The organism is Variovorax sp. MSC1_012 (assembly GCF_023667525.1).
GTDB lineage: Bacteria > Pseudomonadota > Gammaproteobacteria > Burkholderiales > Burkholderiaceae_C > Variovorax > Variovorax beijingensis_B.
Window position 1 is genome coordinate 3,932,107 of record NZ_CM174443.1, and the last position, 13,996, is coordinate 3,946,102.

Annotated in this window: 14 protein-coding genes; 7 read left to right on the forward strand and 7 right to left on the reverse strand. The window is 68.3% G+C overall.

Going from position 1 to position 13,996, the window contains the following annotated elements; all coding sequences use genetic code 11:
- Positions 1-148 precede the first annotated feature (148 nt).
- From L1081_RS18435 to L1081_RS18460, 6 genes are all read left to right on the forward strand, one after another.
- On the forward strand, positions 149-1,045 hold the full coding sequence (locus tag L1081_RS18435) for a LysR substrate-binding domain-containing protein (RefSeq protein WP_489413469.1): 897 nt from the start codon (positions 149-151) through the stop codon (positions 1,043-1,045).
- Positions 1,046-1,139: 94 nt separating this feature from the next.
- A complete protein-coding gene (locus tag L1081_RS18440) occupies positions 1,140-1,589 on the forward strand; it encodes an acyl-CoA thioesterase (RefSeq protein WP_018903932.1) in 450 nt (149 codons plus the stop codon).
- Between the two features lie 83 nt (positions 1,590-1,672).
- Entirely contained in the window at positions 1,673-2,176 is a 504-nt protein-coding gene (locus L1081_RS18445; RefSeq protein WP_489413470.1) for a phasin family protein, read from the forward strand.
- Positions 2,177-2,304: 128 nt separating this feature from the next.
- Positions 2,305-3,018, forward strand: coding sequence for a TetR/AcrR family transcriptional regulator (locus tag L1081_RS18450; protein ID WP_489413471.1), 714 nt, complete (start codon positions 2,305-2,307; stop codon positions 3,016-3,018).
- Between the two features lie 4 nt (positions 3,019-3,022).
- Positions 3,023-3,862: a hypothetical protein gene (locus tag L1081_RS18455; RefSeq protein WP_489413472.1), complete on the forward strand. Its 840-nt coding sequence runs from the start codon at positions 3,023-3,025 to the stop codon at positions 3,860-3,862.
- 70 nt (positions 3,863-3,932) lie between these two features.
- On the forward strand, positions 3,933-4,190 hold the full coding sequence (locus L1081_RS18460) for an acyl-CoA-binding protein (protein ID WP_489413473.1): 258 nt from the start codon (positions 3,933-3,935) through the stop codon (positions 4,188-4,190).
- Positions 4,191-4,284: 94 nt separating this feature from the next.
- On the opposite strand, the gene L1081_RS18465 is transcribed toward L1081_RS18460, so the two are convergent.
- From L1081_RS18465 to L1081_RS18480, 4 genes are all read right to left on the reverse strand, one after another.
- Positions 4,285-5,532 (reverse strand): CoA transferase, encoded by a 1,248-nt coding sequence (locus L1081_RS18465; RefSeq protein ID WP_489413474.1) that lies wholly within the window; start codon positions 5,530-5,532, stop codon positions 4,285-4,287.
- A gap of 89 nt (positions 5,533-5,621) precedes the next feature.
- Positions 5,622-5,936, reverse strand: coding sequence for a polyhydroxyalkanoic acid system family protein (locus tag L1081_RS18470; RefSeq protein WP_489413475.1), 315 nt, complete (start codon positions 5,934-5,936; stop codon positions 5,622-5,624).
- Positions 5,929-7,059 carry an aminopeptidase gene (locus tag L1081_RS18475; RefSeq protein ID WP_489413476.1) on the reverse strand — a complete coding sequence of 377 codons (1,131 nt, stop codon included), beginning with the start codon at positions 7,057-7,059 and terminating at the stop codon, positions 5,929-5,931. Before L1081_RS18475 ends, L1081_RS18470 begins: the two co-directional genes overlap by 8 nt.
- Complete coding sequence (locus L1081_RS18480; RefSeq protein WP_489413477.1) at positions 7,056-9,146, reverse strand: molybdopterin-dependent oxidoreductase; 2,091 nt, start codon at positions 9,144-9,146, stop codon at positions 7,056-7,058. The genes L1081_RS18475 and L1081_RS18480 overlap by 4 nt, the downstream gene beginning before the upstream one ends.
- A gap of 57 nt (positions 9,147-9,203) precedes the next feature.
- On the opposite strand from L1081_RS18480, the gene L1081_RS18485 reads away from it, so the two are divergent.
- Positions 9,204-10,328, forward strand: a complete 1,125-nt coding sequence (locus tag L1081_RS18485; RefSeq protein WP_489413478.1) for an ABC transporter substrate-binding protein — start codon at positions 9,204-9,206, stop codon at positions 10,326-10,328.
- Here the strand turns inward: L1081_RS18485 and L1081_RS18490 are convergent.
- The 3 genes from L1081_RS18490 to L1081_RS18500 form a co-directional block, all read right to left on the reverse strand.
- Positions 10,325-11,419 (reverse strand): DUF2817 domain-containing protein, encoded by a 1,095-nt coding sequence (locus L1081_RS18490; RefSeq protein WP_489413479.1) that lies wholly within the window; start codon positions 11,417-11,419, stop codon positions 10,325-10,327. The genes L1081_RS18485 and L1081_RS18490 overlap by 4 nt on opposite strands.
- Positions 11,416-12,618: an amidohydrolase gene (locus tag L1081_RS18495; RefSeq protein ID WP_489413480.1), complete on the reverse strand. Its 1,203-nt coding sequence runs from the start codon at positions 12,616-12,618 to the stop codon at positions 11,416-11,418. Before L1081_RS18495 ends, L1081_RS18490 begins: the two co-directional genes overlap by 4 nt.
- Positions 12,619-12,728: 110 nt before the next feature.
- On the reverse strand, positions 12,729-13,916 hold the full coding sequence (locus tag L1081_RS18500) for a glycerophosphodiester phosphodiesterase family protein (RefSeq protein ID WP_489413481.1): 1,188 nt from the start codon (positions 13,914-13,916) through the stop codon (positions 12,729-12,731).
- Positions 13,917-13,996: the final 80 nt, after the last annotated feature.

A 13,996-nucleotide genomic window follows, 5' to 3' on the forward strand; every position in this document is an offset into this window, starting at 1 on the left:
AGCTTCGGCCGTCGTGCGGCGGTTGTCTTCGGGCGGTTGTCTCCAGGGAACGGCAATCTTCCGCCGGCACTACTATTGGCGCAATGGGGCCACGGCGATAGGCCTGATCTGGTTTCTTGATAGTGGTGGCTGCAAAAGGAGAAGTTTCATGGCCCAGCTCGATCTCGAATGGCTGCTGGTGTTCGACGAGGTCTACAAGACGTCCAACGTGTCGAGCGCGGCCGAGCGGCTCGGCCTTTCGCAGTCGGCGGCCAGCACCGCGCTGGCGCGGCTGCGCACGCATTTCGGCGACAAGCTGTTCGTGCGCACCTCGCGCGGCATGGAGCCCACACCCTATGCGCGGCAGATCCAGCCGCTGGTGCTCGACATCCTCGACCGGCTGAACCGGGCCAAGGGCGGACGCGCGAGCTTCGAGCCCGCGAGCGCGGCGCGCAGCTTCCGCATCTGCATGACCGACATCAGCGAAGTGGTGCTGCTGCCCGGCCTGCTCGACCACCTGCGGCGCACGGCACCGGGCGTGCGCATCGAGACCGAGATCATCTCCACCGAGAGCGGGCGCCGGCTCGAGGACGGCGCGGTGGACCTGGCGGTGGGCTTCATGCCGCAGCTGGACGCGGGCTTCTACCAGCAGACGCTGTTCATGCAGAACTTCGTCTGCCTGGCCGCGCGCAACCATCCGCGCATCGGCGAGCGGCTCACGCGCAAGCGCTTCGAGAGCGAGGCGCATGCGGTGGTGGCCTCGTCGGGCACGGGCCATGCCATCGTCGACAAGACCATCGCGCGGCTGGGGCTTCGGCGCAACGTGGTGACCAGCCTGTCGAGCTTCCTGAGCGTGGCGCGCATCGTGGCGCACACGGAGCTGATCGTGATCGTGCCCCGCATCCTCGGCAAGGTGCTGGCCACGCAGGAGCCGGTGAAGCTGCTGGAGCCGCCCTTCGAGCTGCCGGCCTATGCCGTCAAGCAGCACTGGCACGAGCGCTTCCATGCGGACGCCGGCAACGCCTGGCTGCGGCGCACGCTGGCGGAGCTGTTCGGCGGCGGCTGAGCGTGTGCGCCGCGCCGACCGGCGGCGCGCGCCGCGGTGGGCGCTCGCTCGCATAATCGGAACCCCATCCACGGCCCACAAGAAAAGGCGGCGCATGTCCTCCATCACCCTTCGATTCCTGGCCGAGCCCAGCACCGTCAACTTCGGCGGAAAGGTCCACGGCGGCACCGTCATGAAATGGATCGACGAGGCCGGCTACGCCTGCGCGACCAGCTGGGCCAAGCGCTACTGCGTGACGGCCTTCATCGGCAGCATCCGCTTTCACCACCCGATCATGATCGGCGACCTGGTCGAGGTCGAGGCCCGGCTGGCCTACACCGGCACCACCAGCATGAACATCTCGGTCGAGGTGCGAAGCGGCGACATGAAGGGCGGCACCATGGACAAGACCACCGAGTGCCTGATCGTCTTCGTCTCGGTCGATTCGCACGGCCGGCCGCTGCCGGTGCAGCCCTTCGTGCCGGGCACGCCGGGCGAAATGGCGCTGGCCGAGCGTGCCAAGACCCATCTGGACGCCAGCCGCGCCGCTGGAGCCACGGTTTAGCCCCGTGGCCATAGATACAAAGCTCTAAAAACGAGCGGGCCGAGCGGCTAGAGTCGCTCGTTGGTTTCACAGGAACATATCGCATGGCTACCCAGGACGACGACGGCAACAAGGGCTCCGACCGCATCAAGGACTCGGCCCAGCAGATCTGGCTTGCCGGGCTTGGCGCCTTCGCCAAGATGCAGCAGGAAGGCAGCAAGGCCTTCGAGGCGCTGGTGAAGGACGGTGCCGGCATGCAGAAGAAGACCCAGCAGGCCGCCGAGGAAACCCTCGCGCAGGCGCAGACGCGCATGGCCGGCTTCGCGAGCGAATTCGGCACCAAGGCCGCGGGCCAGTGGGGCAAGCTCGAGAACATCTTCGAAGAGCGCGTGGCGCGCGCGCTCGAAAAGCTGGGCGTGCCCTCGGCCGCCGAGCACGCCGCGCTGCAGGCCCGCGTGGCCGCGCTCGAGGCCGAGCTGCAGCGCCGCCCGGGCAAGAGCGCCGCCCCGGCGCGCACCGCAAGCCGCAAGACCGCGGGCCGCAGCGCAGCACCCGCCACCGCCGCCAAGAAGACCGTGCGGCGCAGCAACAGCACCAAGCCGGACTGAACGCCTCTTCGAGCCCCGTTTTTGCGGCGGTGCACAACACGTGCCACCGCAAAACATTGCGCTGGCGCATTCATGGTGCAGTGCACATACGCTAGAGTGTCCCCAAGAGACAAAAAACGGGGACTGACATGGCCAAGAAGGCGCCACGCCGCACAGCGCAACGCATCCTCGAAGCCGCACTCGAGCTGTTCAACCGCTTCGGCGAGCCGAACGTCTCCACCACGCTGGTGGCGGGCGAGCTCAACATCAGCCCCGGCAATCTCTACTACCACTACCCCGCCAAGGAAGAGCTGATCAACAAGCTCTACGAAGGCTACGAGGCCGAGCTCAACCAGTTGCTGCATGCCAGCGAAGGCGTGCACGATGTGGAAGACGCATGGTTCTTCATGCACAGCCTGTTCGAACTGATCTGGCGCTACCGCTTTCTCTACCGCGACCTGAACGACCTGCTGAGCAAGAACCGGCATCTCGAAACGCAGTTCCAGCTGGTGCTCAAGAACAAGACCCGCGCGATCCGAGTGCTGATCGCGGGGCTGAGCCGGGCCGGGCACCTGGACATCGACGTGCACGAGGTCGACACCCTCGCCCAAAGCATGGTGGTGGTGCTGACCTACTGGCTCAGCTACGAGTACGTGCGCAATCCGCGCGAGGCGCTCGAACCCGCGCACGCCCAGGGCGCGCTGATGCGCGGCGGCCAGCACACGCTGCACCTGCTCGCGCCGTATCTGGCAGGCGAGCAGCGGCGGCATTTGCTGACACTCAGCAATGCCTACAGCGGCGATGATTCCGCAAGCGCGCGGCCTGCGGAGGCCACCGCCGATTTGGCAGCCGAGGCCCGATAACGCCATGCCCCATCCAGATTTCAAGCCGCTCTCGCTGATGTCCGCCAGCCCGGTTGCCGCGGTTGCTGCGCAATCCTGGACACCGCTGCCCTATGCCGACCTGCCGCGCTACGACGCGCACAGCCTGCTGCCGCACTGGCCCCGGCTGCACGCCGGCCACGCCCTGCCGCCCCCGCCGAGCGGGCATCCGCTGGCCGACGGCTGGGCGCTCTATCACAACGGCGAATTCGAGCGCGCCGCCGCGCTCGGCCTGGCGCACGGGCCGGACGGCCTGGTGCTGGCCAACCAGGCCACCGCCGTCTATGCCAACTACCTCGAGCCGCGCGAATCGGTCCGGCTCTCGATGTTCCGCCAGGTCATCGAACGCGCCGCCGCCCAGGCCGGCGCCGAGCCCGACAACTGCCATGCGCTCTACTGGCAGGCCTATGCGCTCGGGCGCTACAGCCAGGGCATCAGCGTGGCGCGCGCCCTGGCGCAGGGCCTTGGCAGCAAGCTCAAGGGAGCGCTCGAGCGCGTCATCGAACTGCAGCCGCAGCATGCCGATGCGCACATCGCGCTGGCCGCCTTCCATGCCGAGGTGATCGACAAGGTGGGCGCGCTGGTCGGCCGCATGACCTACGGCGTGCGCGCCGAAATGTCTGTCGAGCTGTTCGAGCGCGGCCTCGAGCTGCATCCCCATTCGCCCAGCGCGCTCATGGAATACGGCCGTGCGCTGCTCATGCTGCACGGCGACGCGCGCCTGGGCGAAGCCACGCAGCTCTACGAGAAGGCCGCCGCGCTGAAGCCGGCGGACGCCAAGGAACGGCTCGACGTGGAACTGGCGCGCGCCGGCCTGTCGGACTGAGCCACGGCCTGGTACCCGCGGGTACCGCGCACTTTAAGATGCGGATTTCCCGCTTTTCAAACCGACCGCCATGTCCGACCTCAACGCCCTCTTCGAAGCTGCCCAGGCCAACTCCAAGCTGCTGCCGGAGCGCCCCGACAACCCGACGCTGCTCAAGATCTACGGCCTCTTCAAGCAGGCCACCGAAGGCGACAACACGGCCAAGAAACCGAGCTTCAGCGATATCGTCGCGCGTGCCAAGTGGGACGCCTGGACCGCGCAAAAGGGCCTAGGCGCCGACGAGGCGAAGCAGAAGTACATCGACCTGATCGAGTCGCTGCAGAACTAGGCTCTCCCCCAGGCTTCGCGAACTTCGTGTCGCTTCTCCCTCCCCCTCGCCGGGGGCGACACCAGCGGCCCGGCGAAGCCGGTTCCGCGGTGTCTCACGAAGGGCTTCCCACGATCCCGCGCGCATGCAGCGCGGCGATCTGCCCGGCGTCGAGGCCGATCTCCTTCAGGACCGCGTCGGTGTCCGCGCCCAGCGCGGGCGCGTTGCGCCGGTGGCTGGCTGGCGTGAGCGAGAGCTTGGGCACGAAGCCGGGCACCGCGAGCGCGCTGCCGTCCGGCATGTGCACCTGCTGCAGCATGCCGCGCGCGGCGTAGTGCGGGTCGGCCGCGATGTCGGCGATGGTGTAGATGCGGCCGGCCGGCACCTGCGCCGCATCGAGCGCGGCCAACACCTCGTCCACCGTACGCCCCGCGGCCCAGTCGCCGATGGCGGCATCGAGCATTTCCACCTGCGCCACCCGGCCCGTGTTGCCGGCCAATGACGGATCGGCCGCAAGATCGGATCGGCCGATGCATTCCATCAGCCGGCGAAAGATGCTGTCGCCGTTGCCCGCCACGATGGCATAGCCGCCGTCAGCGCAGCGGTAGGCGTTGGTCGGCGCAATGCCGGGCAGCGCACTGCCAGCCGCCTCGCGCACCGCGCCAAACGCGCTGTACTCGGGCAGCAGGCTTTCCATGCAGTTGAAAACCGCCTCGTAGAGCGCCACGTCGACCACCTGGCCCCTGCCCTTCGGATACTCGGCGCTGACGGTGGCATGGCGGTGCTGCATCGCCATCAGCACGCCGATCACCCCGTGCAGCGAGGCCAGCGTGTCGCCGATGGACACGCCCACGCGCACCGGCACGCGGCCCGGCTCGCCCGTGAGGTGGCGCAGTCCGCCCATGGCCTCGGCCACCACGCCGAAGCCCGGCCGGTCGCGGTAGGGACCGGTCTGGCCGTAGCCGCTGATGCGCAGCATCACGAGCGCTGGGTTGGCGGCCAGCAGCTCGTCGGGGCCGAGGCCCCAGCCTTCCATCGCGCCGGGGCGGAAGTTCTCGACCAGCACGTCGGCCTCGGCGGCCAGTTGCCGCACCACGGCCTGTGCCTCGGCCTGGCGCAGGTCGAGCGCGAGCGAACGCTTGTTGCGCGACTGCACCTGCCACCACACCGAAGTGCCGTCCTTCAGGAGCCGCCAGGTGCGCAGCGGATCGCCCGCGCCCGGCGGCTCGATCTTGACGACCTCGGCGCCGAAGTCGGCCAGCGTGCGCGCCGCGAAAGGCCCGGCAATCAGCTGCCCGAGCTCGACGACCTTGAGGCCGGCCAGCGGGCCCGCGGCCGGGGGAGAAGAAGAGGTGTTCGTCATGGAGTCCGAGTGTGCCGAAGCATTCCGCCGGGACGGTTCGCACCGGCCGATGAGGTGGCGGCGCCGATCAGCGCCTGATCGACGGCCGCTCAGGCGAAGCGGGCACCGCCGCCGGGCGACGCCAGCAAGGCATCGAGCTTGCGCGAGATCTTCTGCTCGATCTGATCGCTGAAGCTGCTGAACAGGAAGCCCAGCGTGGCCTCCAGCGTCAGCGTGTCGGCCGTGACCTCCACCGTGCCGTCGATGCCCGCACGGCTGAACTGCGCGACGTCACGGGCCTCGCCCTCGGTGTAGGTGCACTCCAGGCCGTAGTCCTGCCCGACCTGCTCGATCCACTGGCGTGCGACTTCGCGGGCGCCGGCAATGCCGAGTGCGTGGTTTCGTTCGATATGGATGTCAGGCACCGTGGCCTCCGTTGTTGTCTTTGTGGTCGTGGCTGGAATTCGTCTGCAGGATGCCGGTCGCGGTCTGCAATGCGTTGCGCCGCTCTTCCATGGTCGGCAGCGCGGCGATGCGGCGGACTTCCTTGTAGAAGCGCGGCCAGTTGCGGCTTTCGCGCACGAACAGGGCCTCGAAGCCCGGCACCAGGTCGTCGTAGGCACCCTGGGCCCCGAAAGTCGCATTGTTGGCGCGCGCCACCCACAGGTCGTAGGCGCCCTGCCGCGGGCCCTGCCATTGCGCGCGCAGCATCGCGTAGCGTTCGCGAAAGGCATCCATCGCCGCCTTCTTCATGGCGTCGACCGCGGGCCAGTCGCCGGCCTTGGCCTCGGCGGATTCGTAGGCCCGGTTGAGCGCGCGCCGCGTTTCGAGGGCCAGCGCGCGAAACTGCTGGCGCTGCGCGTCGAAGCGCGCGTACTCGCTGCGCGCCGCTTCGCTGGCCTCGCGCTGCAGCCACATCGCACCGCCAATGCGTTCCACCGCGGTGGCGTACGACTCATTGAAGACGATGTCGCCCGGCACATAGAGCACCTGGTGCGCGAGCTCGTGGAACACGATGCGGGCCAGTTCGCCTTCGGGATAGCCGATGAAGGTGGAAAGCAGCGGATCGCCGCCGGCCCAGTTCATCCAGCCCAGCGTGGAATACGCCGGCACCGGGTACACGGCCGTCTCCAGGCCCTTGGCACGCTGCGCCTCGGCCTCGGCCTTGGCGGCGGCCTCGTCGTAGTAGCCGCGGTAGCCCACGCAGCCGGCCACCGGAAAGCACCAGCTCTTGAGCGTGAGCGAATACGGCGGCGCGGCCACCACGTTCCACACCGCCGCGGGGCGGCGCAGATCAGCGTACGAGGTGTAGCTGGGGTTGTCGGGCAGCGCCAGTTCGGTCACGGCGAAGCGGCGGATGCGCTGCGCGAGCTCGAGCTTGGCCTTCAGCGGCGCGGAAACGGCGGGGTCCGCGAGCCACTCGGGCACCGGCTTGGCCACCCGCAGGATGCCGAGGTGGCCGTTGGCCGACTGCCAGTAGTAGCCGAGGTCGGCACAGCCGCCGAGCATCAGTGCGCCGGCCAGGGCGAATACGGGGGCAGCCCTCACCCCAACCCTCTCCCAGAGGGAGAGGGAGCAATACGCTCCACTTCGACCAGGCAGTCGTAGAAGGTCGGCCCGCGGCCGATGTCGGTCAGGCGCTGGCTGGTGAGCTGGTTGACGTTGGTGCCGTCCAAGCCGAGCTTGCGCCACCAGATGCCCATGCCATGCACCACGCCCGGCCGCGCGCGGCGCGACACTTCGGCGCGGCAGCGGTGTTCGCCGCGCTTGTTGAACACGCGGACCACGGCGCCGTCCTCGATGCCGCGGGCGGCCGCGTCGGCCTCGTGGATCTCGAGCAGCGGCTCGCCCTCGATGGCGCGCAGGCTGGTCACGTTGACGAAGGTCGAGTTGAGGAAATTGCGCGCCGGCGGCGAGATCATGGCCAGCGGAAACTCGGTGGAACTGCCGGCCGCTTCGTAGTTGGGCACATGGTCGGGCAGGCCGTCCATGCCCTGCGCCTGCAGACGCGCGCTGAAGAATTCGCAGCGGCCCGAAGGGGTCGGGAAGCGGCCTTCGGCAAAGGGCGCCTCGGGCAGCGCGAGGCTGGTGAAGCCTTGCTCCAGCAGCTGCGCGTAGTCGATGGCGCCCGGCGCAAAGGCGCTGCGGCACAGCGCCTCGTCGTCGTCCGAGAAGCAGGGCTCGTCGAAGCCCATGCGGCGCGCGAGCTCGCGGAACACCCAGGCATTGCTGCGCGCTTCGCCGCGCGGCGCCACCGCGGGCCGGTTCAGCAGCACGTCGGTGTGGCCGTAGCTGGTGTGGATGTCCCAGTGCTCGAGCTGGGTGGTGGCGGGCAGCAGGTAGTCGGCGTAGTCAGCGGTGTCGGTGCGGAACTGCTCGAGCACCACGGTAAAAAGGTCTTCGCGCGCGAAGCCCGCCACCACCTTGCCCGATTCGGGCGCCACCGCGACCGGGTTGCTGTTATAGACCACGATGGCCTTCACCGGCTTTGCCTGGCCATCGAGCAGCGCGTCGCCAATGGTGCTCATGTTGATGGTGCGCGGCTGGCGGCCCGCGAGCAGGTCGGGGCGCTGCAGCGCGGCGCGGTCGACCGGAAAGTGGCCCGAGCTGCTCAGAAGGAGCCCGCCCGCGCGGTCGCGCCAGGCCCCCACCAGCGCGGGCAGGCAGGCGATGGCGCGCGCCGCGTTGCCGCCGCCGCGCACGCGCTGCATGCCGTAGTTCAGGCGGATCGCGGCCGGCCGGGTGGTGCCGTAGGCCTGCGCCAGCGCCGCGATCTGCGCCTCGGGCACGCCGCACACGGCAGCCGCACGCGAGGGCGGCCATTGCAGTGCGCGCTCTTGCAGCTGCTCCCAGCCGAGCGTGTGGTTGGCGATGAAGTCGTGGTCGAGCCAGCCGTGCACGATGAGTTCGTGCATCAGCGCCAGGGCCAGCGCGGCGTCGGTGCCGGGCAGCAGGGCGATGTGCTCGTCGCACTTGTCGGCGGTTTCGGTCTTGCGAGGGTCGATGCACACCAGCCGCGCACCGGCGCGCCGGGCGGCCTGGGCGTGGCGCCAGAAATGCAAATTGCTGGCAATGGAGTTGCTGCCCCAGATCAGGATCAGCTTCGCCTCGGCGAAAAACTCGATCCGCATGCCGGTCTTGGCGCCCAGGGTGTGGACCATGGCCTCGCCGCCGGCCATGGAGCAGATCGTGCGGTCCAGCAGCGTGGCGCCCATTTTGTGGAAAAAACGTCGATCCATCGACTCGCCCTGCACCAGACCCATCGTGCCTGCGTAACTATAAGGCACAATTGTTTCCGGATCTGTCTGCAATGCACGGAGATGCGCGGCGATGTCGTCAAGAGCGGCCTCCCAACTCACAGGTTCGAACTGGCCGCTGCCCTTGGGACCGGTCCTCCTCATGGGCTGGACGAGCCTTTCGGCGTGGTCGTTGCGCTCGATGTAGCGCGAAACCTTGGTGCAGAGAACACCAGCGGTATGCGAATGGGCCGGATTGCCCTGCAGCTTCACGGCCACCCCGTCCTTGACGGTGGTGACCAGCGCGCAGGTGTCCGGGCAGTCGTGCGGACAGGCGCCCAGGACCGTGGACGTGGGGGTGGGGAGAACAGCAGTTGTGGAGACCGGGGCATCGACCATCCGGCAAGTCTAAAGTTTTCCAGGCAGTGGCGCGGCAAGGCGCAAAGGAGGTTTCACATGATCAATCGCAGACATTTTTCCCTGGCCACCGGCGCGGCGGCGCTCGGCGGCTTCCAGCTGGCGCGGGCACAGGGCGATGCGCCGCTGGTGCTGGGCCAGTCGGCAGCGTTCACCGGCCCGGCCGCGCAGCTCGGCATCCAGTTCCACCAGGGCGCCAAGCTGTTCCTGGACCAATACAACGCCCAGGCCGGCCGGCGCAACGTCGTCATCAAGAATCTGGACGACGGCTACGAGCCTGACCGCTGCGCCGCCAACACGCAAAAGCTGATCGAAGAGGACGTGTTCGCGCTCTTCGGCTATATCGGCACGCCCACCAGCATGGCGGCGCTGCCGCTCGCGGTGAAGGAGAAGGTGCCTTTCGTCGCGCCTTTCACCGGCGCGATGTCGCTGCGCGAACCCTTCCACAGGAACGTGTTCCACCTGCGCGCCTCGTACAACGACGAGACCGCGTTGATCGTGAAGCAGCTCACGCACCTGGGCCTGAAGAAGATCGCGGTCTTCTACCAGAACGACGCCTACGGCAAGGCCGGGCTCGACGGCGTCACGCTGGCGCTGTCTCAGCAGGATCTCAAGCCGGTGGCGCTGGCCACGGTGGAGCGCAATTCGGTCGACGTGGCGTCGGCGGTGAAGAGCATCACGGCGGCACGGCCCGACGCGGTGGTCCAGGTGGGCGCCTACAAGGCCTGCGCGGCCTTCATCCGCCAGGCGCGCAAGGCGGGCTACGGCGGCACCTTCTTCAACGTGTCCTTCGTGGGCACCCAGGCGCTGGCCGACGAGCTCGGCAAGGAAGGCGCGGGCGTGATGGTGACGCAGGTGGTGCCCTCGCCCTACAACCCGGCCAATGCGATCACGCGCGAATTCAGCGAGGCGGTGAAGAAGGCCGGCGCCGGCACGAGCGCCAACTTCTCGAGCATGGAGGGCTACATCGCCGCCAAGGTGCTGACCGAGGGCCTGCGCCGCGCGCCGGGCAAGGCCTCGCGCGACGGCCTCATCGCGGGGCTCGAAAGCATCGACCGGCAGCAGTTCGGCGGCTTCGAGGTGTCTTTCTCGGCCAGGAACCACGTGGCATCGAAGTTCGTCGAGCTGTCGATGCTGACGGGCGACGGGCGGGTTCGGACCTAGCTTCCGAGGCCGTCCACGGCCTGGAACATCGCCTGCCTGGCCTGGCTGATGACCTGGCCGCGCCAGGCGTCGGTGTCGGTATAGAAGGCCTCGAGCATGCGCGCGCGGATGCCGTCGGCCAGGTCGGCCGGCGCCTCGGGGTGCTTGTGCAGCCAGTGGTCGGCCCGCAGCGCAGCCAGCACGTCGAGCATGGGCAGCGTGCCGTATTCGAGCGCGATGCCGGTGTATTCGGCCTGCGGGCACTCCTGATGCGCGGTGTCCCACATCAGCCCGCGCAGCAGCGCCGAACTCGAGGAACCGTCGTAGATCGAGGTGACGGGCGCCGCGGGCGTGCCCCACCAGGCATTGGCGCGCGCGTAGGCGGCCTTGTCGTCGCGGCAGGCGAAGATGCGCTCGCCCAGCCCGCTCGGACCGAGCCCCGTGTGCAAGTCGATCCATGCCAGCCGGCGCGCGCTGGCGGCATGCCGGCGCAGCACGCCGCGCAAGGTCTTGTTGCTCCAGGCCGGCGCCTTGCCGCCGAAGAACAGGCCGTCTTCGAACTGGTATTGCCCGCTGGTGATGGCCTCCTGGTAGGCAGCGGCGCCATGCTTGCCGATCCATTTCTCGATGGCGGCCTCGTTCTCGGGCGTGGGCGGCCAGGTCTCGGGCACCAGCAGCGGATGCAGCTTGGCATAGGCATCGTTGGCCGGCAGCGGCTTCGAGAAATCGACGAAGTTGCGGTTCAGGTCGACCTTCTCCTGCGTGACGCGCCGGCCGTACGAAAAGCCGTGCGGATTGAGCGCATGCACATAGAGCACCGCCACGCCCTGCGCCCGGGCCTTCTCGCGCCATTCGGCGTCGTGCAGCGCGAACACCTGCACGCCGCTGCCGCAGTGGCCCTCCACGCCGTGGCAGCCGCTGGTGACGATCAGCAGGCGCTCGGCGTCCGCGGCGCCGTCGAGCGCCACGTCCATCGAAAGCTCCTCGCCGTCCCGCCCCTTGCCCGGATGCGCATGCGGCAGCGCCGCGAGGCCCGCGCTCACGCACGCCTGCAGGAACTTCTGGCGGGCCTGGGCGTAGCGCGGCGAAAACGCCTCGCCGATGCTGATCAAGGCGCGGCTCCCCCGGGCTTGAGGAACTGCTCGGCCAGCTGCACCCAGCAGGTGGCGCCCAGGGGAATGAGGTCGTCGTTGAAGTCGTAGCTCGCGTTGTGCAGCGTGCACGGCCCTTCGCCGTGGTGCACGTCGCGGTGCGAGCCGTCGCCGTTGCCGATGAAGGCGTAGGCGCCGGGCTTGGCCTGCAGCATGAAGGCGAAGTCCTCGGAGGTCATGGCGGCTTCCTGCCGCAGCACGTTCTCGGCGCCCACGATCTCGCCCATCACGCGGCGCGCGAAGTTGGCCTCGGCCTCGGTGTTGATGGTGGGCGGGTAGTAGCGCTCGAAGCGGAAGTCGCACGTCGCGTCGTGCGCGGCGCAGATGTGCTCGGCGATCTTGCGCATGCGCGACTCGATCATGTCGAGCACCTCGATCGAGAAGGTGCGCACCGTGCCCGTCAGCTCGCAGTTGTCGGGGATCACGTTGTTGGTCTCGCCCGCATGGATGGTGGTGACCGAGATCACGGCCGAGTCGGTCGGCTTCATCTTGCGCGTGAGGATGGTCTGGAACGCCTGCACGATCTCGCAGGCGATCGGCACCGGGTCGATGCCGGTCTGCGGCAGCGCGGCATGGCCGCCCTTGCCGATCACGTTGACGTAGAACTTGTTGCCCGACGCCATCACCGGCCCCGGGCTCACCGCGAACTGGCCGGCCTTCATGCCGGGCCAGTTGTGCATGCCGAACACGGCGTCCATCGGAAACTGCTCGAACAGCCCCTCCTTGATCATCTCGCGCGCGCCGCCGCCGCCCTCTTCGGCCGGCTGGAAGATCAGGTAGACGGTGCCGTCGAAATTGCGGTTCTTCGACAGGTGCTGCGCGGCTGCGAGCAGCATGGCCGTGTGGCCGTCGTGGCCGCAGGCGTGCATCTTGCCGTGGTGCTTGCTGGCATGGGCGAAGGTGTTGAGCTCGGTGACGGGCAGCGCGTCCATGTCGGCGCGCAGGCCCACGGCGCGGTGGCTGCTGCCGTTCTTGACGATGCCCACCACGCCGGTGGTGCCCAGCCCCCGGTGGATGGGTATGCCCCATTCGGTGAGCTTGCCTGCCACCACGTCGGCGGTGCGGACTTCTTCGAAGCAGAGTTCGGGATGGGCGTGGAGGTCACGCCGCACGGCGGCGATGCCGGCCGCCTGCGTGACGAGCGAATCGATGAGTTTCATGGGGCACAGTCTATGCAATAAGCACGCCCCCGAGGCTACGCCTTCCCCCTACCGGGGGCAACACCAGCGGCCCGGCAAAGCCGGTTCCGCGGTGTTTCACGAACAGAAACTCAGCGGCCCATGCTCTTCAGGTACTCCGCACGCGCGGCGGTTGCGGTGTCAGGGAAGTCGGTGAACACCCCGTCCACGCCCAGCTTGTAGTAGACCGCGTACTCGTTCCTGCCGTCCTTGTTGTAGTCGGCCGCCAGCCGGCGCGACTCGTTGCGGAAGGTAAACGGGTGCACGAAGAGCCCCGCCTTGTGCGCATCGGCTACGAGCGCGGTGGGCGAGACCGAGGTGGCGTCGGCATCGTTGATCTTGCCGTCCTTGTTGACGTCGAGCGGCTTGCCGTCGGAGCCGATGCTGCCCTTGATGCTCACGATGTAGCGCTTCCACGGGCCGATGCCGTCGGCATAGGTCTTGATTTCGGCCAGGCCCGCGGGCGTGACCATGACGTCGAAGTTGCGCTTGTCGCCCGCCTTGGTCCATTCGTAGGGTCGGTCGACCGGCACGGCGTAGGTCATGGCGCCGGTCTTCATGTCGATGCCATCGCCGTCGATCAGCTGGATGAGCCGGGTGTTCAGGCCCTTGGCCTTCATGTACTTGAGGCTGCCGGGCTCGAAGGACTGCACGTAGATGGGCGCGGTCTTGCTGTTCCAGCCGGCGGCGTTGATGGCGGCGACGACCTTGTCTTCCATCGGCAGCCCGAGGTCGCGGAAGTAGGTCGGGTTCTTGGTCTCGGGGTAGATCGCGATGGTGCGGCCGGTTTCCTTCGACTTGGCCTTGGCGAAGTCGATGATCTCCTGGAAGGTGGGGATCTTGAACTTGCCGTTGAATTCCTGCGGGCGCTCGGGGTCGGTGGAGATGCCGCCCAGCGTCTTGATCTCGGCCAGCGTGAAGTCGTTGCTGAACCAGCCGGTCTGGGTTTCGCCGTCGACCTTGATGGTCTTCTTGCGCGAGGCGAAGCGCGGGTGCTTCGCCACGTCGGTGCTGATGGCCAGGTTGGGGTCGTGGCGGGCGATGAGCACGCCGTCCTTGGTGGAGACCAGGTCCATCTCGATCACGTCGGCCCCCAGTTCGATGGCGCGCGCATAGGCTTCGAGCGTCTGCTCGGGCAGCTGGCCCGAGGCACCGCGGTGCGCAATGACCAGCGGCGGGTTGCCGTCGAGCGTGAGCAGCTTGTGGGCAGGACCGGTGGTGCTGCAGGCCGCCAGGCCAAGGACGGCGGTCGCGGCAAGGGCGAAGTGAACGGTGCGCATCGTCTTTTTTCTCCATCCAAAAGAGGCGCAGGGTACCCGCTGCGCATGACAGCCCGGGCGCCCGCCGGCGGTCGGCACCG

Excerpts from the sequence above, each read along its gene's own strand:
- L1081_RS18455 (WP_489413472.1), top strand. The coding sequence starts at position 3,023 with ATGCCCCATCCAGATTTCAAGCCGCTCTCGCTGATGTCCGCCAGCCCG.
- L1081_RS18445 (WP_489413470.1), top strand. The coding sequence starts at position 1,673 with ATGGCTACCCAGGACGACGACGGCAACAAGGGCTCCGACCGCATCAAG.
- L1081_RS18465 (WP_489413474.1), bottom strand. The coding sequence starts at position 5,532 with ATGACGAACACCTCTTCTTCTCCCCCGGCCGCGGGCCCGCTGGCCGGC.
- L1081_RS18440 (WP_018903932.1), top strand. The coding sequence starts at position 1,140 with ATGTCCTCCATCACCCTTCGATTCCTGGCCGAGCCCAGCACCGTCAAC.
- L1081_RS18435 (WP_489413469.1), top strand. The coding sequence starts at position 149 with ATGGCCCAGCTCGATCTCGAATGGCTGCTGGTGTTCGACGAGGTCTAC.
- L1081_RS18500 (WP_489413481.1), bottom strand. The coding sequence starts at position 13,916 with ATGCGCACCGTTCACTTCGCCCTTGCCGCGACCGCCGTCCTTGGCCTG.
- L1081_RS18485 (WP_489413478.1), top strand. The coding sequence starts at position 9,204 with ATGATCAATCGCAGACATTTTTCCCTGGCCACCGGCGCGGCGGCGCTC.
- L1081_RS18480 (WP_489413477.1), bottom strand. The coding sequence starts at position 9,146 with ATGGTCGATGCCCCGGTCTCCACAACTGCTGTTCTCCCCACCCCCACG.
- L1081_RS18495 (WP_489413480.1), bottom strand. The coding sequence starts at position 12,618 with ATGAAACTCATCGATTCGCTCGTCACGCAGGCGGCCGGCATCGCCGCC.
- L1081_RS18460 (WP_489413473.1), top strand. The coding sequence starts at position 3,933 with ATGTCCGACCTCAACGCCCTCTTCGAAGCTGCCCAGGCCAACTCCAAG.
- L1081_RS18450 (WP_489413471.1), top strand. The coding sequence starts at position 2,305 with ATGGCCAAGAAGGCGCCACGCCGCACAGCGCAACGCATCCTCGAAGCC.